Genomic DNA, 25293 nt, shown 5'->3' with positions numbered 1-25293 from the left:
CTTTCGCGACGAAGCGTCCTACAGCCGGCCTTCGCGCCGCAGCAGGTCCTGTGCGCTGACGCCGCCGCCGCGGCGCTGACGCTCGTCATCCTCGCGGGTGTTGAGCTTCTCGGTCGCCGCTTCGGCGTCGTCGCCCTGCTTGCCCGGGGTGGGGATGGCGGTCGTCGCGTCGGGGTCCTGCGTGGGCTCGGGGTCGGTCGGTTGTGACCGCGGTGTCGGGATCGCCGTGGTCGGCTCGTTGCCGGGTGTCGGAGGCGCCACTCGCGGGCGCTGTCCCCGGCCTTCCGGCGCGGTCGGCATCGCCCTGGTGGGTTCGGCCGACGGCCGTTGCGGGGCGGGCGCCGGCGGGGTGGGCGGTGTGCCGGTGCCGCGCAGTTCGCCCAGCCACGACTCGATTTCGCGTTCCTCCCGCGGCGGGCGGCCCCCACCCGGACGCGGAGCCGCCGGAGCGGGTGCGGGCGGGGCGGGCGGCGCCGGTGGCCGGGCGGCCTGTCGCGCCGTCGCCGCGGCGTTGCTCACCGCGTTGCGAACGGCGTTCTTCGCGATCGACAACCGTGTGGTCTGCGGTTCGTCGGCCGGTGCGGCGGGTGGCGTGGTCGTGCTGGGGATGCGTGTCGTGCCGGTGGCCGACGGGACCCGCTGCGGCACCGCGCGGGTCGCGCCGGGACGCGGGCCCGAGACGGCGGGGTGCGTCGGATCGTGCGGCGGGCGCGGCCGAGGCGGCACCGGTGCGCCGGCACCGACCAGCGCATCGGGGTCCTCGGCGGTCTCGCGCACCGCTGGACGCTTGCGTTCATCGGGCAGCTCGGTCTCACCGAGGCCGAGGCGCTCCTGGATGCGCTTCATCCACCGCGGCGCCCACCAGCAGTCGTCGCCGAGAAGCTTCATCACGGCCGGCACCAGGAACATTCGGACGATGGTGGCGTCGAGCAGCAGCGCGATCAGCAACCCGAACGCCAGGTACTTCATCATCACCAGATCGGAGAACACGAACGCCCCTGCGACCACAGCGAGCACCAACGCCGCACCGGTGATCAACCGGCCGGTGGTCGCGGTGCCGACGCGGATGGCTTCGGCGGTGGACAGACCGCGCTCCCGGGCCTCGACCATGCGCGACACCAGGAAGACCTCGTAGTCGGTCGACAGACCCCAGATGACCGCGATGATCAACCCGATCATCGGCGCCATCAGCGGCTGCGGCGTGTAGTTCATCAGCCCGGAGCCGTGACCCACGACGAACATCCACGTCAACACGCCCATCGTCGAACCCAACGTGAGCGCGCTCATCACCGCGGCCTTGATCGGCAACACCACTGATCCGAACGCCAGGAACATCAGGATCGTCGTCGTGACGATGAGGATGGTCACCATCAGCGGGAGCTTGTCGAACAGGCTGTGAATGCTGTCCTGTTCCAACGCCGGGGTGCCACCGACCGAGATCGACAACCCGCGCGGGGGCACGATGGCGCGGAGTTCCTCGACCTTCTTCGCCGCGTCGTTACGGTTCACCAGGCCGTTCTGGATCACCCGGACCGAGGGGTCCTGCGAGCCGCCGTCCTGATACGGACGCGGCTGCCACATCTTGGTCGGGTCGTCCTCGGGTTGGATGAACCCCGGGATCGTCAACGCCTTGCTGCGGATCTCGGCGACCTGCTGATCGGTGACCGGTTCGCCGTCGTCGTTCTCGATCACCAGCGTCAGGGGTTCGGTGCGGAAACCGGGGAACGACCTGTCGAACGCCTCCTGCGCCTGGCGCACGGCGTTGTCCGGCGGCAGATACTTCTCGCTGATGCCGCCGAGCGAGAGCTGACCCAGCGGGATGATCATCAGGATCATCACGATGACGATGGGTGCGGCGAACGCGATCGGCCGCTTCATCACCCGGTTGACCAGCTTGCCCCAGAAACCCTTCTCGACCTCGGCGCGGGTCTTGGTCTTCTGGGTCTTCTCCGCCAGCCAGTTCAGCCACCACACCGTCGGCTTGCGGACCAGCGGGCTCATGCTCGCCGCCGACAGCACCAGGATGGTGCCCGCCACGAACACGGCGATGGCCATCAACAGCCAGAAGATTCCCGTGCCGAGGGTGTCCTTCGCGGAGAACAGGCCGACGAAAATCCAGGCGAACGAACCGACATAGCCCAGCACCAGGCCGATCAGGGCGTAGTTGGCGCCCTTGTCATAGGTCCGTCGGATCTGCGCTCTGGCGATGTGCCCGACGGGAATCGCGGCGAACGGTACGAGCACACCGAGCGGGATCGAAGCGATCGCCAGCGGGTTGGTGCGGTCGGTGGTCTCCGAGGGCGACGGGGCCGGATAGGGTTTGGTGAACCGCAGCAGCGTGCGCACCCCGAGCGCGTCGACGTTGGGCCCGAGCAGGGCCAGCGCGGCGGCCAGCACCGTCACCGACAGGATCGCGGCCAGCATGACCGAGGCGATGATCGCGTAGGTGATCGACTTCAGGAACCCCTGCGGGAACAGCAGCAGCGGCACCGACGACGCCACCAGGATGACCGCCGAGAACATGATCGTGCGGCCCGACGTCATCACGGTGCGGCGGACCGCCGCCTCGGTGTCGTAGCCCTCGGCGATCTCCTCACGGAACCGGCTCACCATGAAGAGGCCGTAGTCCACCGCGATACCGAGGCCCATCAGCGTCACCACTGGCTGGGCGAAGAAGTGCACCGGCATGAACTCCGCGAGCAGGCGCATGATGCCCAGCGCGCCGGCGATCGTCAGACCGCCGATGAGGCCGGGAAGGGCGGCGGCGACGACGCCACCGAAGACGAAGAACAGCACCACACAGACCAGCGGGATGGCCGCGACCTCGGCGCGCCGCTGGTCCTCGCCGATGCTGCCGGTCAGTTCACTGGCCAGCGGGTTCAGGCCGGCCAACTCGATGCGGCCGTCGTTGAGCTGCTGCAGGTCCGATTCGACGGCCTGGTAGTTCTTCAGGATCTCGTCGTCGGTGTTGCCCTGCAGGGGGATGCTCACGAATGTCTTCGACAGATCGCTGGTCTTCATCTGCTGGACGGTCGCGTTCGCGGCGTCGGGCGCCCGCAGCCAGCCGACCCAGCTCACCACCTGGTCGGGATGGTCCTTAACGAAGGTGTCGAGTTCGCCGACGACGTCACGCTGCCACTGCGGGTTGTCGACCTTTTCCCCGTCGGGCGGGGTGAGGATCGCCACCACGTGGCTGGTCCGGTCGCGACCGAAGGCCTCGTCGGCCACCACCGATGCGTGGACCGACTGGCTGCCTTCGTCGTAGAAGCCGCTCTGGGTGACGTGATTGCCGAGACTGATCCCGAAGATGCCGCCACCGAGGCAGAGCGCGACCATGACGCCGATGACGATGTATCGATATCGGTACACCGTTCGACCCCACCAGGCGAACACGTAAGCTCCTTACTCGATTTTCTCGAAGTCGATGGCGACCCCTGAGCGGTTCAGTTGTTGACCCGCGAGGTCAATAGCGAGGACAGCGGCCGGAACGGCTGCAACCATGCCCCCTGCTCGGGCAGCGAATCGAGGCCGATTCGCGGTAGCGGCTCCCGGAAAACACCAGGGATGTCCTCCAGGTCGACGAACTCCAAGGTATCCGACGCTAGCGCCCAGCTCGCATGTTCGCGAAATCCGAGCACCTGGACGGGGATGCCGTCACGGGCGATTTCTTCCAGCGGTTGTTTGAAGGCCTGCCCGTCGGCCGAAGCCAGCAGCAGACCGGCCAGACCCTCGCCGCGGCGCAGCGCGATGTGGTCCAGCATGTCGCTGTCGACGTCGCTGTCCTCGTCGATCTTCGGCTTGGCGAAGACCGCGAACCCCACGTTGCGCAGCGCCTCCACCCACGGCCGGACGACGTCGGCGCTGCCGGGTGCGATGTTGGTGAAGACCGTGGCCTCCGGCTCCAGTGAAACCTCGGGACGCCCGGCGGACAGCTCGGCGGTGCGCGTCAGCAGCCAGCGGCCCAGCGCGTCGAAGCGCGGCCGGTGCGCGGCCGTCGGCCTGCCGCCCAGGATCGAGCCGAGCCCCATGTCGAGGTTCGGCGCGTCCCAGACCAGCAGTACGCGGGCCGTCGCCTCGGCCGGGGTCGGCGTCTCGGGTGGCGCCACATCCTCGATCTGACCGATGTCCTCGGTGAGGCTCATGATCGTCTGCTCTCCCCGTAGGCGTTACCCGCAAGCGGGCGGTACCCCCACATCACGTTCTCTCCCACAGCAGTTCGGCGACTGCGCTGCCGGCGTGCTGCGCCTTGCCTTCGTATTTGGTGACCGGTCGTTCGACGGAGATCGGAAGCGCGTCGGACGGGCTCACCCGGCGCAGCCGCGGCTCCGCGTCGCCGACCTCGGCGATCTGCTCGGCGTACCCGGCGTGGTCCGTCGCCGCGTGGAGGACGCCGCCGGGGCGCAGCCGGTCGGCGATCAACGCGACGGTGGCCGGCTGCAGCAGCCGACGCTTGTGGTGGCGCGCCTTGGGCCACGGATCGGGGAAGAAGACCCGCACACCGGTCAGTGAACCGGGTCCGAACATGTGCTGCAGCACGTCGACGCCGTCGCCGCGCACGAGCCGGATGTTGGGCACTCCCTCGCGTTCGATGCCGGACAGCAGCTGGGCCAGTCCCCGGCGGTACACCTCGACCGCGACGACGTCGAGATCAGGCTCGGCCTTGGCCATCGCCAGCGTCGAGGTTCCGGCCCCGCAGCCGATCTCCACCACCACAGGCGCCGAGCGCCCGAACCACGAGTCGGTGTCCACCAACGGAGCGGGGACATCGCCGTCGCGCGCCTGCATGCCGATCTCGGGCCACAGCCGATTCCACGTGGCCTGCTGCGCGGCAGACAGTGTGGTACGCCGCGTGCGGAAGCTGGTGACGCGGGGATAGCGGTGCTGCTGGCCGGCCGGTGGACGGGAAGCCTCGGGTCCCGAAGTCGACCCCTCGGCGACGTCGGGCCCGGGCAGCTGCATTCGTCCATGGTCGCTCATCGACAGTGGAGTACCCGCATCGTGGTACAGATTGATACCCAACAGTTGCCTTCGGCTGGTATCGGCGGCTATCCCCAGGAGCAGGCACGGCCGCTCCCACGACGCTGTGTGAGGTGTCACGATCGTCGGAGGCGGACCCGGGGTGAGGTCGCCGCGCCCACGACAAGGGGAAGGTCACCAGATTTTCGTCGACGCGCTGCTGCAAATCTGTGAAGAGCGCCGCGATCCGCGGCTGACGGCGATCGTCCGGCGCCTGTGCGCGCCGACGCGGGTCGCGGTGCGGGGTCGCGAGGGTGTCGGCCGCGCGACGGTGGCGGCGGCGTTGACTGCCGCGGGGGTCGGGGTCTCACCCGACGGTGTCGCCGACGTCGACGTGCTTGTGATCGCCGAAGCCCTCAAACCCGAGGACCGGGCGCTTCTCGACGGGTCCGGCAGGCCCGCCGTCGTCGTCCTCAACAAGGCCGACCTCACTGGCTTCGGCGGGGCGGGGCCGATGGCGCAGGCGTATCACCGGGCCGCGCGGTGTCGGGCCTTGACCGGGCTGCCGACGGTGCCGATGGTCGCGCTGCTCACCGACGTGAATCTGACCGGCGAACTGCTCGATGCGCTGCGGACTCTGCTCGCCGAGCCTGCCGACGTGTCGTCGACCGACGCGTTCGTGGAGGCGCCCCATCCGCTGCCGCACGAGGTACGCGAGCGGCTGCTGGGCACGCTGGACCGGTTCGGCATCGCCCACGCGGTGCTCGCGCTGGACCGGGGCGCGAGCGTCGATTCGCTGCCGAACCACCTGCGCAAGCTCAGCCAGCTCGACCGGGTCATCGAGCACATCGATGCGGCGGGTGCACCGCTGCGGTACCGGAAGCTGCATACCGCGGTGGCCCAGTTACGCGCGCTGGCAACGCAATCGGACGATCCACGGTTAGGTGACCTGTTGGCGGCCGACGACGCCGTCCTCGCGGCGATGACGGCGGCGGTGGACGTCGTCGAGGCCGCGGGCGCGCGAGTCGACCGGGGCGACGACGCGGACGCTCATCTGCGCCGCGCCGCCCAGTGGCGGCGGTACGGCAACGGTCCCGTCAACGCGTTGCACCGGACCTGCGCCGCCGACATCAGCCGCGGTTCGCTTCGCCTGCTCGGGCGGTCGCGATGACGGCGGACGTTACGAGCACCGATCAACTCGCGGCGGCCGATGCGGTGGTCGCCGACATCGAACCCAGACTCGCCCCGCCTGCGGTGCGCGCCCGCGACGTCGTGCTGGTGACGGGTCCCTGGCTGGCAGGCAGCACCAGCGTGGCCGCGGCGCTTCGGGAGCGGATGCCCGAGCACACCTTTGTCGAGGCGGATGATCTCACCCAGTCCGAAGCGCCCGCCGCCGTGGTGTTCGTCGTGTCGGCGGTCTCGCCGCTGACCGAATCCGACTGTGAGCTCATCGATTTGGTCTCACGCCATACCGATCTGGTGGTCGGTGTGGTGTCGAAGATCGACACGCACCGCAACTGGCGCGAGGTGCTGGCTGCTGATCGCGCGATGCTGGCCGACCGGTCGCCGCGCTACGCCCCCGTGCCGTGGGCGGGGGCGGCGGCCGCACCCGATCTGGGGGAGCCGCGCGTCGACGAACTCCTGGGCCTGCTCCGGCAGCGGCTGACCGACCCCGAGCTGGCGCGACGGAACCGCCTGCGGGCGTGGGAGACTCGGCTCGAGTCGGTGATAAGCCAATACCGCACCGACGGCGAGGGCGCCCATCGACGCGCCCGCGTCGCGGCGCTGCACCAGAGTCGCGACGACATCGTGCGCAATCGGCGCGTCGCGAAATCCGAACGCAGCATCGCCCTGCGCACCCAGATCCAGCAGGCCCGTGTCCAGTTGGGGTACCTGGCGCGTAACCGCTGCACGTCGGTGCGGGCCGAACTCGCCGAGGACGCGTCCGCGCTGGGCCGCAGGGCACTCGCGGACTTCGAATCGCGGGTGCGGGAACGTCTCGGCGTGGTCGTCGGAGAGGTTGAGCAGGGCGTCACCGCGCAGCTGGCCGACGTGGCGGCCCAGGTCGGATTGACGGCTCCGGCGGTGTCCGACGCGCCGGCGGTCCCGGAGATCGCCCCGCCGCGGTTGACGTCGCGGCGGCTGGAGACGCAGCTGACGATGATCCTCGGCGCCGGCTTCGGTCTGGGGGTGGCGCTGGCGGTCACCCGACTGTTCACCGGCCTGGCCCCCGGTCTGACCGTTGCCGGTCTGGTGGCCGGTGGTCTGGTGGGGCTGGTGCTGACCGTGTGGGTGGTCGGCATCCGCGGGGTGCTGCAGGACCGGGCGGTACTGGACCGCTGGCTCACCGACGTCACCGGCACGATCAAGGCGGCGCTCGACGAACGTGTGGCGACGCGGGTGCTGGCCGCCGAGAGCGCGCTGGCATCGGAGCTGGCCACCCGGGACGAACGCGAGGCCGCCACCGCAGCGAAACGGATCGCCGCGATCGACGCCGAACTGCGCCAGCACGCGCTCGAGACCGCACGGGCCGCCGCCGAGCGTGACCGCAGGCTGCCGTCGCTGCAGCGGGCACTCGACGCCGTTCGCGCCGATTTGTACGGGCGTGCGGATCCGGCGAGGAGCTCGGCGGACGGCCCCTACGGATCGGGGATACCGATTTATACGGTTGACACACGTCAACTCACGGCGCCCGGGGCGCAAAACGCCTGTGAAACAGGCTTCTGAATCGTTCCTGTGAGTGATCGGACACACTCCCGATTCACCGCGGGCTTCCCACCCGCGATAACCTCGGTATAGGGAGACCGCAGCGCCGCCTGTCCCTGTCTGGGTGGCGCATACGGAGCCTTGGGGCCTGGCAGCAACAGACACAGGAGATTTTCATGACCGCAGCGACCATCCCGGGTTTGGACACCGCACCGACGAAGCACAAGGGTCTGCTCGCTTGGGTTCAAGAGGTCGCCGAGCTGACGCAGCCCGACCGCGTGGTTTTCACCGACGGCTCTGACGAAGAGAACGCCCGACTGTGCGATCAGTTGGTGGCGGCGGGCACCTTCAAGAGGCTTGACGACAAGAAGAAGCCGAACTCGTACCTCGCGCTGTCCGACCCGTCCGACGTGGCCCGCGTTGAATCGCGGACCTTCATCTGCACTGAGCGCGAAATCGACGCCGGTCCTACCAACAACTGGAAAGACCCCGCCGAGATGCGCGGCATCATGACCGATCTGTACCGCGGCTGCATGCGTGGCCGCACCATGTACGTCATCCCGTTCTGCATGGGTCCGCTCGGTGCCGAAGACCCCAAGCTGGGCGTCGAGATCACCGACTCCGAGTACGTCGTGGTGTCGATGCGCACGATGACCCGGATGGGTAAGGCCGCGCTGGACAAGATCGGCGACGACGGCTTCTTCGTCAAGGCGCTGCATTCGATCGGCGCGCCGCTGGAGCCGGGGCAGAAGGACGTGCCGTGGCCGTGCAACGACACGAAGTACATCACCCACTTCCCGGAGACCCGCGAGATCTGGAGCTACGGTTCGGGTTACGGCGGCAACGCGCTGCTGGGCAAGAAGTGCTACGCGCTGCGGATCGCCTCGGCGATCGCCCACGACGAGGGCTGGCTCGCCGAGCACATGCTGATCCTCAAGCTGATTTCACCGGAGAACAAGGCGTACTTCGTCGCCGCGGCCTTCCCGTCGGCGTGCGGTAAGACCAACCTCGCGATGCTGCAGCCCACGCTGCCGGGTTGGCGGGCCGAGACCGTCGGTGACGACATCGCCTGGATGCGGTTCGGCAAGGACGGCCGCCTGTACGCGGTCAACCCCGAGTTCGGCTTCTTCGGCGTCGCGCCCGGCACGAACTGGGACTCCAACCCGAACGCGATGAAGACCATCGAGGCCGGCAACACCGTGTTCACCAACGTCGCGCTGACCGACGACAACGACGTGTGGTGGGAAGGCCTCGAGGGCGACCCGCAGCACCTGATCGACTGGAAGGGTCGCGATTGGGAACCGGGGTCGCCGGACAAAGCCGCGCATCCGAACTCGCGCTACTGCACCCCGATCTCGCAGTGCCCGACGCTGGCGCCGGAATGGGATGACCCGCAGGGTGTGCCGATCTCGGCGATCCTGTTCGGCGGCCGTCGCAAGACCACGGTGCCGCTGGTGACGCAGGCCCGCGACTGGCAGCACGGCGTGTTCATCGGTGCCACGCTCGGTTCCGAGCAGACTGCCGCCGCCGAGGGCAAGGTCGGCACCGTCCGCCGCGACCCGATGGCCATGCTGCCGTTCCTGGGCTACAACGTCGGCGACTACTTCGCGCACTGGATCGACATCGGCAAGCAGTCCGACGAGTCGAAGATGCCGAAGATCTTCTTCGTCAACTGGTTCCGCCGCGGCGACGACGGCCGTTTCCTATGGCCGGGCTTCGGCGAGAACAGCCGCGTGATGAAGTGGATCATCGACCGCATCGAGCAGAAGGCAGGCGGCCGCACCACGCCGATCGGCATCGTGCCCACGGCCGAGGATCTCGACCTGTCGGGTCTGGATGTCGACGCCGCCGATGTGGACGCCGCGCTGGAGGTGAACGTCGACGAGTGGCGCCAGGAGCTGCCACTCATCGAGGAGTGGTTCGAGTTCGTCGGCGAGAAGCTGCCCACCGGCATCAAGGACGAGTTCGACGCGCTCAAGCACCGGTTGGCCGAAGCCGAGTAGCACTCGCGAGAAATTGCTCGCCGGGACCTAAGCGTCAGACAGTTTCGCGCGCGCTGCCTCGATCTGGTCGAGGGCGTACCTCGCCATCGCGGCGTTCGTCATAGCGGCTCCGGCTTCGGCCAACTCGTCGAATCGCTTATCGCCCAATACTGCACGAAGGTGAGCGATGGCTTCCTCCATGGCAACAGTGGAGGCCCTTGCGAACGGATTGTCAGCGAAACCGATGAGCGTCGCCGCCTGCGTATAAAAACCCAGTTTGTCGAAATAGGTGGCCAGGACGGCGAGCGGCGTATGCATCACCGGGTAGCTACCCGAATCGAAGAAGTTGCGGATGGCCAGGGAGAAGAACTCGAAGGCCTCGGCGGGATCCCCGTGGTCGGCAGCGACTTTGGACATGCTCGACGCAAGCAGCGACTCGACCAGACGGTTGCCGCTTTCTCGCGCGAGATCAACGCCGCGGCGGAGCGCTAGGTATGTGTCGGTGCCGTCGGCGTCGAGATGGCTGAAGCCGTAGCCGAACAAGGCCCAGCTTGCCACAGCTGGATTCGCTGTCTCGGCGTCGACGTTGCGCAAGCTTTCGGCGACCGCTCGAGCTTCGTCGACCTCTCCACTGACCGTGAGGGCGATTGCCAGACACGTTCGGACGTAGAGTAGGGGATCGCGTTCTTTGAAGAGGACGCGCCGGCAGAACTCGACCCACCGCTGCGGTTGTCCGGTCGCGATGTAGGCACCGCCGACCGACGCCGTCAATCCGTACGGGACGTCGTCATACCGGCCGTTGTCGATGGCGTGCTGAGCGGCGTCGACATACCGTAGGGAATCGCTGCTCCGCCCGATCGAATAGCAGTTCACCGCAATCGTATACAGCTGGGCCAGGCGTCGGTGCTCAGCGGCTTGTGCGGCGGGCAACACTTCCTCGACCCATCCGACCGGTTCGAAATTTTGCAGCCACAACCCGAATACCCCGGCGTGGAAAGCGATCGCCGTTGCATCATCCAGAGCGTCACCGTCCAGCGCCCGCCGAAACGCGGTGCGCAGATTCGCCAGTTCTCGATTGAACCAGTCGTACGTCTCTGACTGACGCGGACCATCCCACAGTGTGAGCATGGCCTCTCCGCACCTGGCGAAGTAGCGGGCGTGAGCCGCCCGCACTTCACCGGCGTCGCCGGCAGCGACCAACTGCTCCTCGCTGAACTGCCGGATTGTCTCCAACATCGAGAAGCGGGTTCGGCTCGTCGTTCGGTCGGCCACCACAAGTGATTTGCGCACCAACGCATCGAGTATGTCGAGAGTCGCAAGGTCGTCGTCGTCGCCCATCACCGCGCTCGCGCCAGCGAGGTCGAATGTGCCGGCGAATACGGAACACCGCATCAGTAACCGCTTTTCGATATCAGCCAACAGGTCGTATGACCACTGCACCGCGTGGCGAAGCGTCTGGTGGCGTTCCAGCCCTCGGCGGGACCCCACGAGCAGGCGGAATCTGTCGTCGAGACGGTCGTTAAGTTCGTACACGGTCATCGACTGCATACGGGAAGCCGCTAGTTCGATGGCCAGCGGGATCCCGTCGAGTCGCTTCGCGATCTCTTCGACGACGGGCACTGGAATCTCCACTTCGGGCGTGACGGCTTGAGCTCGTTCGGTGAAGAGCGCGACGGCACTGGAGTCGATGTCGAGCGACGGCACAGGCCAGAGTTGCTCATCCGCCAGGCGCAGTCCTTCTCGACTGGTGGCGAGGATCTTCACGGTCGACGAGGTGGCGCAGATCAGTTCGATTATTTCGGCAGCGGTGTCGAGAACGTGTTCGCAGTTGTCGAACACGAGCAAGCGGCGCCGGCCTTCCAACGCGGTGGCGAGACTTTGCGCCACGGTGAGACCCGGTTGCTGACTGACGCCCAACGCGGCGGCCGCTGCTTCGGGTATCGCGTTGGGATCGCCCACCGGTGCGAGCTCGATGACAAAGACCCCGTCGGCGAACTCGGACGCGAGCCGTGAGGCAACCTCCAAGGCAAGACGTGTCTTGCCCACTCCGCCAACGCCGGTCAGCGTGATGATGCGGTGCTTGCGTACGATCGCCTCCAGCTCGCCGAGTTCGGCTTCCCGTCCGATGAGGCTCGTGGTCGGAAGCCGCAGGTTGCCCGAGGCGATGTCGAGCGTGCGCAGCGGCGGGAATTCCGACCGCAGTCCTTCTGCCACGACCTGGAAGACGTCGACGGGCCTGGCGATGTCGCGTAGCCGCCGTGGACCGAGGGCGACGAGGTCGACTCCGGAGACGAGATCGGCCGTCGTCCGGTCGATCAGGAGCTGTCCGCCGTGGCCGACCGCCATCAGGCGCGCGGTGCGGTTGCACACCGCGCCAAAATAGTCGCCCTCCCGACATTCGGCTTCGCCCGTTGCGATGCCCATCCGCACCGGCAGGTGCAGCGACCGTTGAGCATCGACGGCCGCATCCACCGCTTGACGTGGCGAGGAGAACGCCGCACAGATGCCGTCGCCCGTGTGCTTGAACAACCAGCCGTCGTGCACCTCCACCGCATGACGCATCGTGTCGTCGTGGGAGGCCAGGGCGCGCCGCATCGCATCGGCGTCGGCTTCCCAACGTCGGGTCGACCCTTCGATGTCGGTGAACAGGAAGGTGACAACGCCGGAGGGTGCCGCTTGGAGCCCGCCATTCATCCGGTCACCGCCGCACCCCCATAGCCTGCGGATTCATGCTAAGTCGGTCAGGGCGGGAAAGGGCAGAATCGACCACTTGACACCTGTCAACTCGGCGCATCGTAGAGTCAGCCCATGCAGATCCGCGAACATGCCGAGGCGACGCCCGACAAACCCGCCGTCATCATGCATCCCAGTGGCACCACGGTGACGTTCGGTGAGCTCGAGGCGCGCGCCAACCGGTTGGCCCACCACTTCCGGCAGTCGGGGCTGGTGGAAGGGGACACCGTCGCTGTCCTGATGGAGAACAACGAACATCTGCACGTCGTCATGTGGGCGGCCCGGCGCAGCGGTCTGTACTACGCGGTGATCAACACGCACCTGACCGCAGTCGAGGCGGCCTACATCGTCGACAACAGTGGCGCCAAGGCAGTCATCGGATCGCAGGCGATGCTCAAGGTGTGCGAGGAGCTGGAAGAGCACCTGCCCAACGGACTACCGGAGCTGCTGCTCATCGCCGACGACAACCTCGACGGCTGGCAGCGCTATCCGGAATGCGTCGCCGATCACCCGGAAACCCCCATCCCCGACGAGATCGAGGGTGACCTGCTGCAGTACTCGTCGGGAACCACCGGACGCCCCAAGGGGATTCGGCGCGAGCTGCCCCATGTCTCCCCCTCGCAGGCCGGCAATATGCTGTCCGCCCTGTTGATGGCCATCCAGATGGACAGTGATTCGGTGTATCTCAGCCCGGCGCCGCTGTATCACACCGCGCCGTGTATGTGGACGATGTCCGCGCAGGCCATGGGCGCTACCACGGTGATCATGCGGAAGTTCGAGCCCGAGGAGGCGCTGATAGCCATCCAGAAGTACGGGGTCACCAGCGGGCAGTTCGTGCCCGCCATGTTCGTTCGCATGCTCAAACTGCCGGCCGAAATCCGTGATTCGTATGACCTCTCGTCCATCCGCAGAGTCGTACATGCCGCCGCGCCCTGTCCGGTCGACATCAAGAAGCAGATGATCGACTGGTGGGGTCCGGTCATCGATGAGTACTATTCCTCCTCCGAGGGCGCGGGTATCACCTTCATCACCGCCGAGGACTGGCTCAACCACCCGGGCTCGGTGGGCAAGCCGCTGCTGGGTGAGGCGCATGTGCTCGGTGAGGACGGCGAGGAACTGCCGCCGGGAGAGCCCGGTCAGATCTATTTCGACATGGGCCCAATGAGTTTCGTCTATCACAACGATCCGGTGAAGACGGCCGAGTCGCGTGAGAAGCACGGGTGGGTGACGGTCGGTGACGTGGGCTATCTCGACGAGGACGGCTACATGTTCCTCACCGACCGCAAGCACCACATGATCATCTCCGGCGGGGTGAACATCTACCCGCAGGAGGCCGAGAACCTGTTGATCACCCATCCGAAGGTGTTGGACGCGGCGGTTTTCGGGGTTGACGACGAAGAGATGGGCCAGCGTGTCAAGGGTGTGGTGCAGACCGTCGAGCCCGCCGACGCGACCGACGAGTTCGCCGAGGAACTGCTCGAGTGGCTGCGTGAACGCCTGGCGCACTACAAATGTCCGCGGTCCATCTCGTTCGAGGCCCAACTGCCACGTACGGAGACCGGCAAGATGCTCAAGCAGGAGCTGGTCAAGAAGTACTCGTGACACACGTCGAGTTGCCGTCGGGCATCGTCGTGGCGATCGAAACGCCAACTGACGACGCCACATTCACCTTGTCGGAATACGACTCCGACGACAGCCGGGTCGTCACCGTGGCCTCCGTGGCCGACACCCTCGCCGAAGTGACAGAGCGGTGCGCCCAGTGGCCGCACGCCGCGGGCATCTGCGACGACGTCCTTCGTGCCGTCGACCCGGCCGCCCCCGCGTTCGGCGGCGTCATCACCGAGTCGCTGGCATACTCCACGCTGCAGGCAGGGCCGGAGTTCGCGCGTTGGCTCGACGAGCGCGGACCCTCGCAGGTCCCCGAGATCCCCGATCCCGTTGTGGCCGAACGCATCGACGACACCGTCTATGTGCGGTTCAACCGGGTGCGGCGGCACAACGCGTTCTCCACCGACGCCCGTGGCGCGCTGCTGGAGGCACTCGAGGTGGCGCGCGTCGACCCGTCGGTCACCGAGGTGGTCCTGTCCGGCAACGGACCGTCGTTCTGCAGCGGTGGGGATCTCGCCGAGTTCGGGAGCTTCCTCGATCCCGCGAACGCACACTTCGCCCGCACCCGCTACAGCCCCGCGCTGGTGCTGGCCGAGCTGACCGACCGGCTCGGCAACCGCTGCCGCGCGCGAGTCCACGGTCAGGTGCTCGGCAGCGGATTGGAGATGGCGGCGTTCTGTGGCCACATCGAGTCGAGCCCGAGCGCCGTTTTCGGGTTGCCGGAACTCAGCCTCGGGCTGATCCCCGGCGCAGGCGGAACGGTGAGTATCACTCGCCGGATCGGCCGTTGGCGCACAGCGTATCTGGTGTTGTCGGGCCGAACCATCGATCCGCCGACGGCGTTGCGGTGGGGGCTCGTCGACGAGATCGCTGACTAGCCCGAGCGGCGCAACGTCACCCGGTAGGTGTACTGCTCGGGCAGGAAATGGCTGACCGACAACTCGATCGGTCGGCCTTGCGCGTCTGAGTACAACCGGTCGACGCGCAACATCGGATGCCCCGGTTCGCAGAGGACGGCGTCTGCCACCTCGGCATCGGCGGGTGCGACCGTGATCGACTGTGCGGCTTCGACGATCGGTGCACTCAGATGCGGCTCGAGCAGTCCGATGACGGTCTGCGTCCCGGCTGCCCCGTCGGCCAACTCCGGCGAGTCCGCCACCGCCGCTGCCACTGTCGGCGCCAGATGCACCGTGGTCAGTACGAACGGCACCCTGGGGTCGGTGCCGTGCAGCCGCCGGAACACCACCGTGTACACGATGTCGTCGTCGAGTCGCAGCCTGCTGGCGGCCTCGACGTCCACGCGACGCCGCAGTCCGCCGAGCACCTCCATTGTGGTGTCGTCGGACAGGCTCATCAGGTCCTCGATCGAGCCGAACTGGCGCAGGTAGCGCCGTCCCGAACCGCTTGCGTACGTCCCGCGACCCGGCACCCGGTACACGACACCATCGGCCACCAGGTCCTGAAACGCGCGGCGCACAGTCTGTCTCGACAGACCATGAGCAGCAACGAGTTCCGACTCCGTCGGCAACCGCGCTCCGTCGCGGTAGCGGCCGGCCGCGATCTGCTCGCGCAACTGGTCGCGCAGGGTCTGGTACGCCGGCGCGGGCCTCATCGCCTACAGGCCGCCTCGTGCCACCAACTGCGAGGCGATGACGTTGCGCTGGATCTCGTTGGTGCCCTCGCCGACGATCATCAGCGGCGCGTCGCGGAAGTACCTTTCGACGTCGTACTCCGTGGAATAGCCGTAACCGCCGTGAATGCGGACCGCGTTGAGCGCGATCTCCATCGCGACCTCGGAGGCGAACAGCTTGGCCATCCCCGCCTCCATATCGCAGCGTTCGCCGCTGTCGTAGCGCTCGGCGGCATACCGCGTCAGCTGGCGGGCGGCGGTGAGCTTGGTGGCCATGTCGGCCAGATAGTTGCCGATGGACTGGTGCTTCCAGATGGGTTGCCCGAAGCTCTCGCGCTCCTGGGCGTACCGCAGCGCATCCTCCAACGCGGCCGTCGCCACGCCGAGCGCCCGTGACGCGACCTGAATACGGCCCGTCTCAAGGCCTTTCATCATCTGGGCGAAGCCCTTACCCGGCTCTCCGCCGAGGATCGCCGACGCCGGAACCCGGCAGTCCTCGAAAATCAGCTCACACGATTCGACGCCCTTGTACCCGAGCTTGGGCAGGTCCCGAGACACCGACAACCCCGTCATGCCCTGTTCGACGAGAACCACCGAGATTCCCTTGTGGCGCGGAGTGGCCGTCGGATCGGTCTTGCACAACAGCGCGATCAGCCCGGATCTGCGCGCGTTCGAAATCCAGGTCTTCGATCCGTTGATGGTCAGGCCGTCGCCTTCGGACGGCAGCGCCGTGGTGGCCATGTTCTGCAGATCGGACCCGCCGCCAGGTTCGGTCAGCGCCATCGTGGCGCGGATCTCGCCGGTCGCCATCGGGGGCAGATAGCGGCGCTTCTGCTCCTCGGTGCCGAACAACACCAACAGCTTGGCGACGACGGTGTGTCCGCCCATCGCCCCGGCCAGGCTCATCCAGCCGCGGGACAGCTCCTGGGTCACCTCGACGTAGCAGGGCATCGACACCGGCGAACCGCCGTATTCCTCCGGGATGGCCAAACCGTAGATGCCGATCTGCTTCATCTGCTCGATCCACGCCTCGGGATATTCGTTGGCGTGTTCGATGTCGCGCACTCGCGGTTTGACCTCGCGGTCGATGAAGGCCCGCACGGTGGCGACCAGCATCGTCTCTTCCTCATTCATGTACGGCCATATTGACACTTTGTGCGGCCCAATGCCAGAGTGGGCTCCCGTGAGCGGCCCGTACTTCGACGACCTGCACGTGGGGCAGGTTTTCGACACCGCGCCGCCGATGACGTTGACGTCGGGTGCGGCCGCGGTGCATCAGTCGATCGTCGGCGATCGTCTGCGGCTGGCGCTCGACGGCGAGTTGGCGACGGCGGTCACCGGTGCGGCCGGTCCGCTGGCGCATCCGGCGCTGGTCTGTGACGTCGCGATCGGCCAGACCACGCTCGTCACCCAGCGGGTGAAGGCCAATTTGTTCTACCGCGGCTTGGTCTTTCACCGGTTCCCCGTCATCGGCGACACCCTGTTCACCCGCACCGAAGTGGTCGGACTCAAGGAGAACTCCGTCAAGCCGGGCCGGGCGCGGACCGGATTGGCCGCGCTGCGGATGACGACCGTCGACGAGCTCGGCCGCTTGGTGCTCGATTTTCACCGCTGCGCGATGCTGCCGCTGCGCGACGGTGCCGGCGAGACGGGGCACGCCGACGACCTGTCGACGATCGGCGCTGAGACCCCGCCCGTACCCGATCCGACCTCGGACTGGGACGCCGAGGCCTACCGCGCGAAGGTACCTGGGGCCCACTTCGATCCCGGATTCGCGGGGGCGGTGTTGCACAGCACCGGCGACGTGGTGAGCAGCGCACCCGAGCTGGCTCGACTGACGTTGAACATCGCTGCGACACACCACGACTGGCGGGTCAACAACCGTCGGCTGGTCTACGGAGGCCACACGATCGGGCTGGCGCTGGCTCAGGTGACGCGGCTGTTGCCCAACCTTGTCACCGTCCTCGGCTGGCAGTCCTGCGATCACACCGGGCCGGTGTACGAAGGGGACACGCTCTACAGCGAGGTGCACATCGAGAAGGCCGAGCCGCTTGCGGACGGTCGCGGTGGCGTGCTGACGGTGCGGTCGGTGGTGTATGCGGTCGATGACCAGGATCGCAACGTGCTCGATTGGCGCTTCACCGCGCTGCAATTCTGAGCCGCGCCCACCCCCGGCGGCACCCGGTTGTGAAGTTGGCGACAATGGGGAGCGTGACGTCGACGATGTTGGCTGTCCCCACCGCCGTGCTCGACCGGGCCGGACGGGTAGCCGACGCCTTCGCAACCTTCACCGGCGTCGAGGTCGACGCCGCCGAGCTGATCGGCGGGCGTGCTGCGCTGCTGGGCCTTTCGCCTGCCGGTCAGGTGTCGGCGGGCGGCGCGACGCGCCTGATGCGCAGCCATGACAGTTGGTGTGCCCTCACGTTGGCGAGGCCCGACGACATCGCCGCGGTTCCCGCGCTGATATCGGCCGACGAGGTCGACGATCCATGGCAGGCGGTCCAGGACTGGGTCGCCGAGAACGACTGCGCCGACATGACCGAGCGCGCCCGGTTGCTCGGCCTGCCGGCGGCGGGCCTCGCCGAGACCCCGCCCGAGGCCCCGCGGGTGTACCCGTTCGGTGCGGCCACCGCGACGCGAGGCCCTGCTGACCTCCTGGTCGCGGACCTGTCCGCGATGTGGGCCGGGCCGCTGTGTGGGCGGTTGCTCTCGTCGGCGGGTGCGACCGTGGTCAAGGTGGAGAGCGCCGCCCGACCCGACGGCGCCCGTCACGGACCGCAAGCGTTCTTCGACTGGATTAACGCCGGAAAACTCTCCTACAGTGTCGATTTCGACGAACCGTCCGGTTTGCGGGCGCTGCTGGCCGCCGCCGACGTCGTGATCGAGTCGTCGCGGCCCGCGGCGTTGGCTCGTCGCGGGCTCTCCCCGACTGACGTGGCGCCGCGTGAAGGCCGGGTGTGGCTACGGGTCACCGGCCACGGCACCGACGGTGACCGTGACAACTGGGTCGCGTTCGGCGACGACGCCGCCGTGTCGGGCGGCCTGGTCTGTGGTGAGCCCGACGAGCCGGAGTTCTGCGCCGATGCGATCGCCGACCCGCTGACCGGGCTCGAGGCGGCGCTGGCCGTCGCGCAGTCGTTGCGCAGCGGGGGAGGGGAGCTGATCGAGATGTCGATGGCCGCCGTCGCCGCCACCTATGCGCAGCTACCGCGGGACGACCAATCACCCTGTGGCGCAGCGCCGCAACTGTCGGCAGCCGCGCAACCGCTCGGGGCGGACAACGAGGAAGTGGAGCAGCTGATCGACCAGCGACGGCCCGCGTCTTGCTGATCCAGCGTGCGACGCTTCTCGACGGCACTTCCGTCGACATCCGGGTGGCCGAAAAGATCGTCGCCGTCGAGCCGGAGCTGGAGCCTATTCGCGGCGAGCCGGTCTACGACGCGGCCGGTCGCACCGTCATACCGGGGCTGCACGATCACCATGTCCATCTGCGTTCCGCCGCAGCGGCTTTACGCTCGGTGCGGGTCGGTCCTGCCGAGGTGCGCAACCGGGCGGAACTGGCCCGTGCGTTGGCGGATGCGAAGCCCGGTGCCGATGGCTGGGTCAGGGCGGTGGGCTATCACGAGGCGGTCGCGGGTCACCTGGTCCGCACCGTTCTCGACGAGGTGGCGCCGTCGGTCCCGGTCCGCGTGCAGCACCGCAGCGGTGTGCTGTGGACGCTGAATTCGGCGGGACTGGTCCGTGTGGGAATGGCCGACCACCCCGACGGACGCTTGCGCAGTGCCGACCGCTCCTGGTCGGATAGTCTGCAGCGCAACGAGAGCGGTCTGGGTGAGGTGAGCGAGCGGCTCAGCGGCCTTGGCGTCACGGGCGTCACCGACGCCACCCCCGACCTCGAGATCGACGACATAGTGCGGCTTTTGGAGGCCCACCGCCACGGGGAACTGCGCCAGCGCGTGCTGTGCCTCGCACCGGGCAAGCGGATTCTGCACGATACCGACCTCAGCCTCGACGGTCTCACCTCGTGGATCTCCGAGCGGCACGGCGAGGGCGCACCGGTCGCCGTGCACTGTGTGACCGCCGCACAACTCGTTGTCACGCTCTCCGCGCTCCAGGCGACCGGAACGCTTCCGGGGGACCGCATCGAGCACGCATCCGTCGTGCCCGACGACGGCATCGGCGCCCTCGCCGCGAGCGGCGTGACCGTGGTGACGCAGCCGAACTTCGTCGCCGAGCGCGGCGATCAGTACCTCGACGACGTGCCCGTCGGCGAACACCATGAATTGTGGCGCGTCGCTTCGCTGTTGCGTGCGGGCGTGCCGCTCGTGCTGTCGACCGACATGCCGTTCGGCGAGGGCGACCCGTGGGCGACGATGCGTGCCGCGGTGCGACGGATGACCGGCAGCGGCGCGGTGCTCGGCGCGGACGAACGCATCACCGCGCTGGAAGCGCTCGGCATGTTCTTCGGTACCGGGCATGACCCGCTGCAGCGCCGAACCGTCGCGCCCGGCCAACCGGGCGATCTGGTGGTGCTGGAACCGTCGCCGCGCGACGTGCTCGAGACATTGGCATCGGACATGGTCGCCGCCACCGTGATCGCGGGCGAGGTGGTGTTCGACCGCGGGTGACTCAGGCGGCCGCGGGTGCCAACGCCCGCTGTAGCATCGCGCACTGACTGTCGAAGAACTGTTGTGAAACAGAGGCTTTGGGCGCGATGCCGTCGAATCCGTGGAACGCGCCCTCGACGATCTCGACGTCGCACGGCACTCCGGCGGCCTTGAGTCGTTCGGCGTACTCGAGATCCTCGTCGTGGAAGAGGTCCAGCGTTCCGGCCCCGATCCACGCGGGCGCCAAGCCGGCCAGGTCGTTTCTGCGCGCGGGCACGGCCACGGCGGGATCGGCGTCACCGAGGTAGGCCGCCCAGCCGAACTTGTTGCTCGACTTGTTCCACAGTCGAATCCCGGGGTTGTCCAGTTCGCGGCGGTCCACGGTGCGGTCGTCGAGCATCGGATACACCAGCAGCTGGGCCGATGGGGTGACCTCTCCGCGGTCGCGCGCCAGCAGCGCCAACTGGGCCGCCAAACCGCCGCCTGCGCTGGCACCCCCGATCGCGACACGGCTTGAGTCCACCGACGGCAGCGCCACCAACCACTTCAGCGCCGAATAGCAGTCCTCCACCGCGGCCGGGTAGGCGTATTCGGGCGCCAACCTATAGTCGACGGAGGCCACCGTGACCCCCAGGCGCCGGGCGAACCGGCGGCACAGCTCGTTGTCCTGGCCCGGATGGCCGATGAGATAACCCCCGCCGTGAATCCACAACAGCGCGGGGCCCTTTCGCATGCCCCCAGGCGGCCGGTACAGCCAGACGTCGACTCCCGACGGCAGGGTCAGCGCCTCGACATCGCGGGGCACTTTGCGCCACATGCGCCGGGTCACCATGCGCACGATCGGCAGCGTCGCGGGTGTGATCACCTGCTTGGGGGCGAGGCGGGCGGCGCGGCGCAGGTCGGGATGGAAGTCGGTGAACGGCACCCGACAAGTATTACGTCACCGGCAGCCGAGGGGTGCCCCATATTGTTTATACAAACAGACTTGTATAAACTAACGGCAGCTCGTGGTAGGAGACGCCGTGACGCACAAGTCAGCCCCTTATGTCGCACTGGAGCATGAACACCGCGAGATCGACCGCGCGATCGAGGACTTCGTGGGCAAGCTTCGGGCCGGCGTCCTCGAAACCGAAGTGCTCACCTGGGCGCTGGACAAGCTGCGCCGCCACATCTACCTCGAAGAGGTCATCGTGTTCCCGCCGATCCGTGAGGCCGGGATGGTGATGCCGATCTTCGTGATGATGCGTGAGCACGGCCAATTGTGGCGGACCATGGACACATTGGACGGCCTGCTCGTAGCGTCTGACACCGACCGGATCGAGGCGGCCTGCGGCGTACTGCTGGATCAGTTGCACGAGCACAACTCTAAAGAAGAGCCAATTATCTACCCGCACATAGACATTGATCTCACCGCGCATATGCGCGCGGAGTTGACTCGGTCCGTCGAATCGGGCCGCGCTCCCGGGGGATGGGTCTGCCGGCACGCCAGTGTTGTGGGCGCAATGTCCGGTCCGGCCGATGAGAACTGAACTGCTGATCAAGTCAAGGAGGCGTCATGCGTGTCGTAGTGGATCGCGATCGGTGTGAGGGCAATGCGTTCTGCGTGAAATATGCGCCCGAAGTGTTCGAACTCGACGACGACGATTACGCGGTGGTGATCGCCGACCCGGTACCGCCCGAGTTCGAGGCGCACGCGGCCAAGGCCGTCGACGAATGCCCGCGCGCGGCGATCACCCGCCACGACTGAGGACCTTCCGGTCGATGACACGACGCGATGAGGTACTGGCGGCGCTGCGGGCCGCGGGGACGCCCTTGAGCGTGCTCGACGTGGCCGCGCGGTTGTCGATCCATCCCAACACCGCGCGCTTCCATCTGGAGGCCTTGCTCGAGCGCGGCCGGGTCGAGATGATCAAGCCCAGCCGCACGAAACCGGGCCGGCCCCCGCTGATGTTCCGCGCGACAACGGGTATGGACCCGGACGGCCCCCGCGACTACCGCGTGCTGGCCGGGGTGCTCGCCGATGCATTGGCGCGCCAGAACGACCCGCAACGACGTGCGGTCGCTGCCGGCCAAGCATGGGCGAAGAAAGAGGCTGCCACCAACGGCGCCGTTCAGCCGCTGGACCGGGATCAGGCCTTCGAGCGCCTCACGAGTCTCCTTGCCGAAATGGGATTCGCCCCGCAAAAGCGCTCGCGCAACGACGATCTTGATGAGATCGGATTGCACAATTGCCCGTTCCTCGACCTGGCGGACACCCACCGCGACATCATCTGTCCCGTGCATCTCGGTCTGATGCAAGGGGCGCTGGCGGCCTGGGATGCGCCGGTCACCGTGGAAGCACTGGTCCCGTTCGCCGAGCCCGGTCTCTGTATCGCGAATCTGACACCGAGAAGGAGAGTCTCATGACCGCTGCACACTCCATCGCAACCGCGCTCGCGTTCGTCTGGCTCGGCATGGTGCTCGCGATCTCGTTCATCGAGGCCCCGCTGAAGTTCCGGGCGCCGGGGGTGTCCCTACAGATCGGACTCGGCATCGGCCGGTTGGTGTTCCGCGCGCTCAACAGCATCGAGGCCGCGCTGGCTGTGGTCATGGTGATCATCATCGTGATGGACCGACCGTCGACCGGTGCCACCGTCGCCCTCGGCGCAGCCATTGTCGCGTTGGCTGTTCAGTTGATCGCGGTCCGTCCCGCATTGAACCGGCGCTCCGATGCCGTCCTGTCGGCGCCGGCGGGAACGACCCCGGCAGGGCGGTCACGCATCCACTACGTCTACGTCGCCCTGGAGGCCGTGAAGGTTGTCGCGCTGATTGTCGGCGGAATCACGTTGCTGGCCTGACTATTTCAGCAACGGGTCTCGCGGTAGGCCGAGGATGCGCTCGGCGATCGTATTGCGGGTGATCTCCGAGGTGCCTCCGGCGATCGTCATGGCCCGGTTGCCGAGGTAAGCCAGCGTCAGCGTCGGGGTCTGCCCGACGACGGCCGCGGAACCGGCCAGCTCCATGGCCAATTCGGTCATCCGCTGCCCCGATTCGGCCACCAGGAGTTTGGTGACGTTGCCCTCCGGGCCGGGGTCCGAACCCGCGATCGCGCGGGTCACCCGCCGCAGGTTCAACAGCCGCAACGTGTGCGTCTCGGCGATCACCTCGCCGGCCCGCCGCAGATACGTCGTGCGCTTCTCGGGAGACGCATTGTCGAGCAGCTTCACCAGATCGGTGGCGGTGAACCCGGTGGTGCCGCCCGAACCGCCGCCGATCGAGATGCGCTCGTTGCCCAGCGTCGCGCGGGCCACCAGCCAACCCTTGTTCACGTCGCCGACCACGTCGGCGTCAGGGACGAAGACGTCGTCGAAGAACACCTCGTTGAAATGTGCGTGGCCGGTCAGCCCGCGAAGCGGATTGACCGTCACCCCAGGCGCTTTCATGTCGATGGCCATCATCGTCACGCCGGCGTGCTTGGGGGCGTCGGGGTCGGTGCGCACAGTGGCTAGGCCCCACTGGCACTGGTGGGCCAGGCTGGTCCACACCTTCTGGCCGGTCACCCGCCAGCCGCCGTCGACCTTCTTGGCCGACGTCCGCACGGCCGCGGCATCCGAGCCCGCGCCGGGTTCGGAGAACAGCTGACACCACATCACCTCGCCGCGCAGCACCGGTTCGACCCAGCGTTCCCGTTGGTCGTCGGTGCCCGCCTGGGCGATGGTCAGCGTCACCCAGCCGGTGATGCCCAGGTCGGGCCGTTCGACGTCGGCGAACTCCTCCTCGATGACCAGTTGTTCGAGCACGTCGGCGGCGCGTCCCCACGGTTTGGGCCAGTGCGGCACCAGGTAGCCGGAGTCGACGAGGAAGTCGCGCTGCTGGTCGGCGGGCAGGGAATGCAGCGTGGCGACGGCCTCTCGCGCCTGCTCGCGGAACTGTTCGGCTTCCGGCGGCAGCGTGAACGTCGCACCGCGCGCCTGGCCACTGCGCTGAGCTTCGACGACGTCGAGCAGCGGATCGCCGGCCTCGGCCATCAACGCCGCGAGCGTCCTTGCGCGCCGCAGATACAGGTGGGCATCGTGCTCCCAGGTGAAGCCGATCCCGCCGTGTAGCTGAATGTTGGTCTCTGCGTTGAAGACCTGTGTTCGGATGGCGTGCGATGCGGCGACTGCGGCGGCGAACGACGCGCTGTCCAGGTCGTCGGCGCGGGCGGCATCCCACGTCGCGGCGGTCGTCACCTCAGCGTCGACGAGCATATTGGCCGCGTGGTGCTTGACGGCCTGGAATGTCCCGATCGTTCGGCCGAACTGCTCACGGACCTTGGCGTATTCGACGGCCATCTCCATGCTGGCCCAGCTGACACCGACCGCCTCGGCCGACGCGAGGATGCGAAAGACCGTGTGCGCCTTGCGTGCCGCACCGCGAAGCAGTCGTTCCTCGGTGACCGTCACACCGCTCAGCGCGACCGAGCCGAGGCTGCGCGAGGTGTCCATCGATTCGAGCGGGCTGATCGTGACGCCCTCGGCGACAGAATCGATGACGACGACGTCCTCACCGGCGACGACGACCAGCAGGTTCGCGTCCGGCGCACCCAGCACCGCGGGACTCTCACCGGTCACGACCAGGTCGGATCCGACCGTCACATTGCCCGAGACCGCGAGTGCACCGACTGTGCTGCCGTCGGCGAGACCCGGAAGCAGTTGTGCGCGAGCCGCTTCGGAGGCACACCGGTCGATCACCACAGCCGCGGCCACGGTGGGCAGGAACGGGCCAGGGCACAGTTCGCGTCCCTGGGCTTCGAGCACCACCGCCAACTCCGCGAGCCCGAAGCCGGACCCGCCGTGTTCCTCGGCAATGGCCAGCCCGGTCCATCCCAGGCCCGCCGAGGCCGACCAGATCTCGGCGGGATGCGACGAACCGCCCTGAAGCGTCGATCGGGCGGCCGCCCGGCTGTTGACACGGTTGAGCTGGCCGATTGCCGCATCGGCCAGGTCGACGTGCTCTTCTGTGATGGCGAGCGCTGACTTACTCACGTGAAAGTCCTCTGCGAAGTTGACGGTCGGCAAGTCACGCTAGACCATCTGCGCAGGTCACGGTA

20 protein-coding genes are annotated in these 25293 nt (G+C 67.6%); 12 read left to right on the top strand and 8 right to left on the bottom strand.

Annotated features, from left to right (window positions below):
- Nucleotides 1–18 precede the first annotated feature (18 nt).
- The 3 genes from A5790_RS20085 to trmB are packed head-to-tail and all read right to left on the bottom strand — an operon-like array spanning nt 19 to nt 4977.
- The gene (locus A5790_RS20085) at nt 19–3393 is read right to left on the bottom strand and encodes an MMPL family transporter (protein WP_066848167.1); all 3375 of its coding nucleotides are present in this window, start codon (nt 3391–3393) and stop codon (nt 19–21) included.
- A gap of 50 nt (nt 3394–3443) precedes the next feature.
- The gene (locus tag A5790_RS20080; RefSeq protein ID WP_066848165.1) at nt 3444–4142 is read right to left on the bottom strand and encodes an NYN domain-containing protein; all 699 of its coding nucleotides are present in this window, start codon (nt 4140–4142) and stop codon (nt 3444–3446) included.
- A gap of 52 nt (nt 4143–4194) precedes the next feature.
- Entirely contained in the window at nt 4195–4977 is a 783-nt protein-coding gene (gene trmB, locus A5790_RS20075) for a tRNA (guanosine(46)-N7)-methyltransferase TrmB (protein WP_082961815.1), read from the bottom strand.
- Nucleotides 4978–5119: 142 nt separating this feature from the next.
- Here trmB and A5790_RS20070 point away from each other — a divergent pair, with 142 nt between their 5' ends.
- From A5790_RS20070 to A5790_RS20060, 3 genes are all read left to right on the top strand, one after another.
- Nucleotides 5120–6127 carry a hypothetical protein gene (locus A5790_RS20070; RefSeq protein WP_369829804.1) on the top strand — a complete coding sequence of 336 codons (1008 nt, stop codon included), beginning with the start codon at nt 5120–5122 and terminating at the stop codon, nt 6125–6127.
- On the top strand, nt 6124–7683 hold the full coding sequence (locus A5790_RS20065) for a hypothetical protein (protein ID WP_066848160.1): 1560 nt from the start codon (nt 6124–6126) through the stop codon (nt 7681–7683). Before A5790_RS20070 ends, A5790_RS20065 begins: the two co-directional genes overlap by 4 nt.
- Before the next feature lie 155 nt (nt 7684–7838).
- Entirely contained in the window at nt 7839–9665 is a 1827-nt protein-coding gene (locus tag A5790_RS20060; RefSeq protein ID WP_066848153.1) for a phosphoenolpyruvate carboxykinase (GTP), read from the top strand.
- A 27-nt stretch (nt 9666–9692) separates the two neighbouring features.
- On the opposite strand, the gene A5790_RS20055 is transcribed toward A5790_RS20060, so the two are convergent.
- A complete protein-coding gene (locus A5790_RS20055) occupies nt 9693–12338 on the bottom strand; it encodes an adenylate/guanylate cyclase domain-containing protein (RefSeq protein ID WP_066848150.1) in 2646 nt (881 codons plus the stop codon).
- A 114-nt stretch (nt 12339–12452) separates the two neighbouring features.
- Between A5790_RS20055 and fadD4 the strand changes: the two genes are divergently transcribed.
- Together fadD4 and A5790_RS20045 are read left to right on the top strand one after the other, a co-directional pair.
- Nucleotides 12453–13979, top strand: a complete 1527-nt coding sequence (gene fadD4, locus A5790_RS20050; RefSeq protein WP_066848148.1) for a fatty-acid--CoA ligase FadD4 — start codon at nt 12453–12455, stop codon at nt 13977–13979.
- A complete protein-coding gene (locus A5790_RS20045; RefSeq protein WP_066848146.1) occupies nt 13976–14863 on the top strand; it encodes an enoyl-CoA hydratase/isomerase family protein in 888 nt (295 codons plus the stop codon). Before fadD4 ends, A5790_RS20045 begins: the two co-directional genes overlap by 4 nt.
- Here A5790_RS20045 and A5790_RS20040 read toward each other — a convergent pair.
- Both A5790_RS20040 and A5790_RS20035 read right to left on the bottom strand, forming a co-directional pair.
- On the bottom strand, nt 14860–15597 hold the full coding sequence (locus A5790_RS20040; RefSeq protein WP_066848145.1) for a GntR family transcriptional regulator: 738 nt from the start codon (nt 15595–15597) through the stop codon (nt 14860–14862). The two genes, A5790_RS20045 and A5790_RS20040, sit on opposite strands and share 4 nt — an antisense overlap.
- A 3-nt stretch (nt 15598–15600) precedes the next feature.
- The gene (locus A5790_RS20035) at nt 15601–16749 is read right to left on the bottom strand and encodes an acyl-CoA dehydrogenase family protein (protein ID WP_066848142.1); all 1149 of its coding nucleotides are present in this window, start codon (nt 16747–16749) and stop codon (nt 15601–15603) included.
- Between the two features lie 31 nt (nt 16750–16780).
- Here A5790_RS20035 and A5790_RS20030 point away from each other — a divergent pair, with 31 nt between their 5' ends.
- The 3 genes from A5790_RS20030 to A5790_RS20020 are packed head-to-tail and all read left to right on the top strand — an operon-like array spanning nt 16781 to nt 20243.
- Entirely contained in the window at nt 16781–17773 is a 993-nt protein-coding gene (locus tag A5790_RS20030) for a MaoC family dehydratase (RefSeq protein ID WP_197696841.1), read from the top strand.
- Nucleotides 17774–17817: 44 nt separating this feature from the next.
- The gene (locus tag A5790_RS20025; RefSeq protein WP_066848137.1) at nt 17818–18945 is read left to right on the top strand and encodes a CoA transferase; all 1128 of its coding nucleotides are present in this window, start codon (nt 17818–17820) and stop codon (nt 18943–18945) included.
- The gene (locus tag A5790_RS20020; RefSeq protein ID WP_066848126.1) at nt 18939–20243 is read left to right on the top strand and encodes an amidohydrolase family protein; all 1305 of its coding nucleotides are present in this window, start codon (nt 18939–18941) and stop codon (nt 20241–20243) included. Before A5790_RS20025 ends, A5790_RS20020 begins: the two co-directional genes overlap by 7 nt.
- Nucleotide 20244: 1 nt before the next feature.
- Here A5790_RS20020 and A5790_RS20015 read toward each other — a convergent pair whose 3' ends face one another.
- Nucleotides 20245–21147, bottom strand: a complete 903-nt coding sequence (locus A5790_RS20015; protein ID WP_066848115.1) for an alpha/beta hydrolase — start codon at nt 21145–21147, stop codon at nt 20245–20247.
- Between the two features lie 97 nt (nt 21148–21244).
- Here A5790_RS20015 and A5790_RS20010 point away from each other — a divergent pair, with 97 nt between their 5' ends.
- The 4 genes from A5790_RS20010 to A5790_RS19995 are packed head-to-tail and all read left to right on the top strand — an operon-like array spanning nt 21245 to nt 23059.
- Entirely contained in the window at nt 21245–21751 is a 507-nt protein-coding gene (locus A5790_RS20010; protein WP_231987846.1) for a hemerythrin domain-containing protein, read from the top strand.
- 26 nt (nt 21752–21777) lie between these two features.
- Nucleotides 21778–21969, top strand: coding sequence for a ferredoxin (locus A5790_RS20005; protein WP_066848112.1), 192 nt, complete (start codon nt 21778–21780; stop codon nt 21967–21969).
- A 14-nt stretch (nt 21970–21983) separates the two neighbouring features.
- Complete coding sequence (locus A5790_RS20000) at nt 21984–22628, top strand: metalloregulator ArsR/SmtB family transcription factor (RefSeq protein ID WP_066848378.1); 645 nt, start codon at nt 21984–21986, stop codon at nt 22626–22628.
- On the top strand, nt 22625–23059 hold the full coding sequence (locus tag A5790_RS19995; RefSeq protein WP_066848109.1) for a hypothetical protein: 435 nt from the start codon (nt 22625–22627) through the stop codon (nt 23057–23059). Before A5790_RS20000 ends, A5790_RS19995 begins: the two co-directional genes overlap by 4 nt.
- On the opposite strand, the gene A5790_RS19990 is transcribed toward A5790_RS19995, so the two are convergent.
- The gene (locus A5790_RS19990) at nt 23060–25228 is read right to left on the bottom strand and encodes an acyl-CoA dehydrogenase (protein ID WP_066848375.1); all 2169 of its coding nucleotides are present in this window, start codon (nt 25226–25228) and stop codon (nt 23060–23062) included.
- Nucleotides 25229–25293: the final 65 nt, after the last annotated feature.

The sequence above is a fragment of the Mycobacterium sp. 852002-51152_SCH6134967 genome (assembly GCF_001667105.1).
In the GTDB taxonomy this organism is placed as follows: Bacteria; Actinomycetota; Actinomycetes; order Mycobacteriales; family Mycobacteriaceae; genus Mycobacterium; species Mycobacterium neumannii_A.
This window is presented reverse-complemented; position numbering and strand designations above follow the sequence as displayed.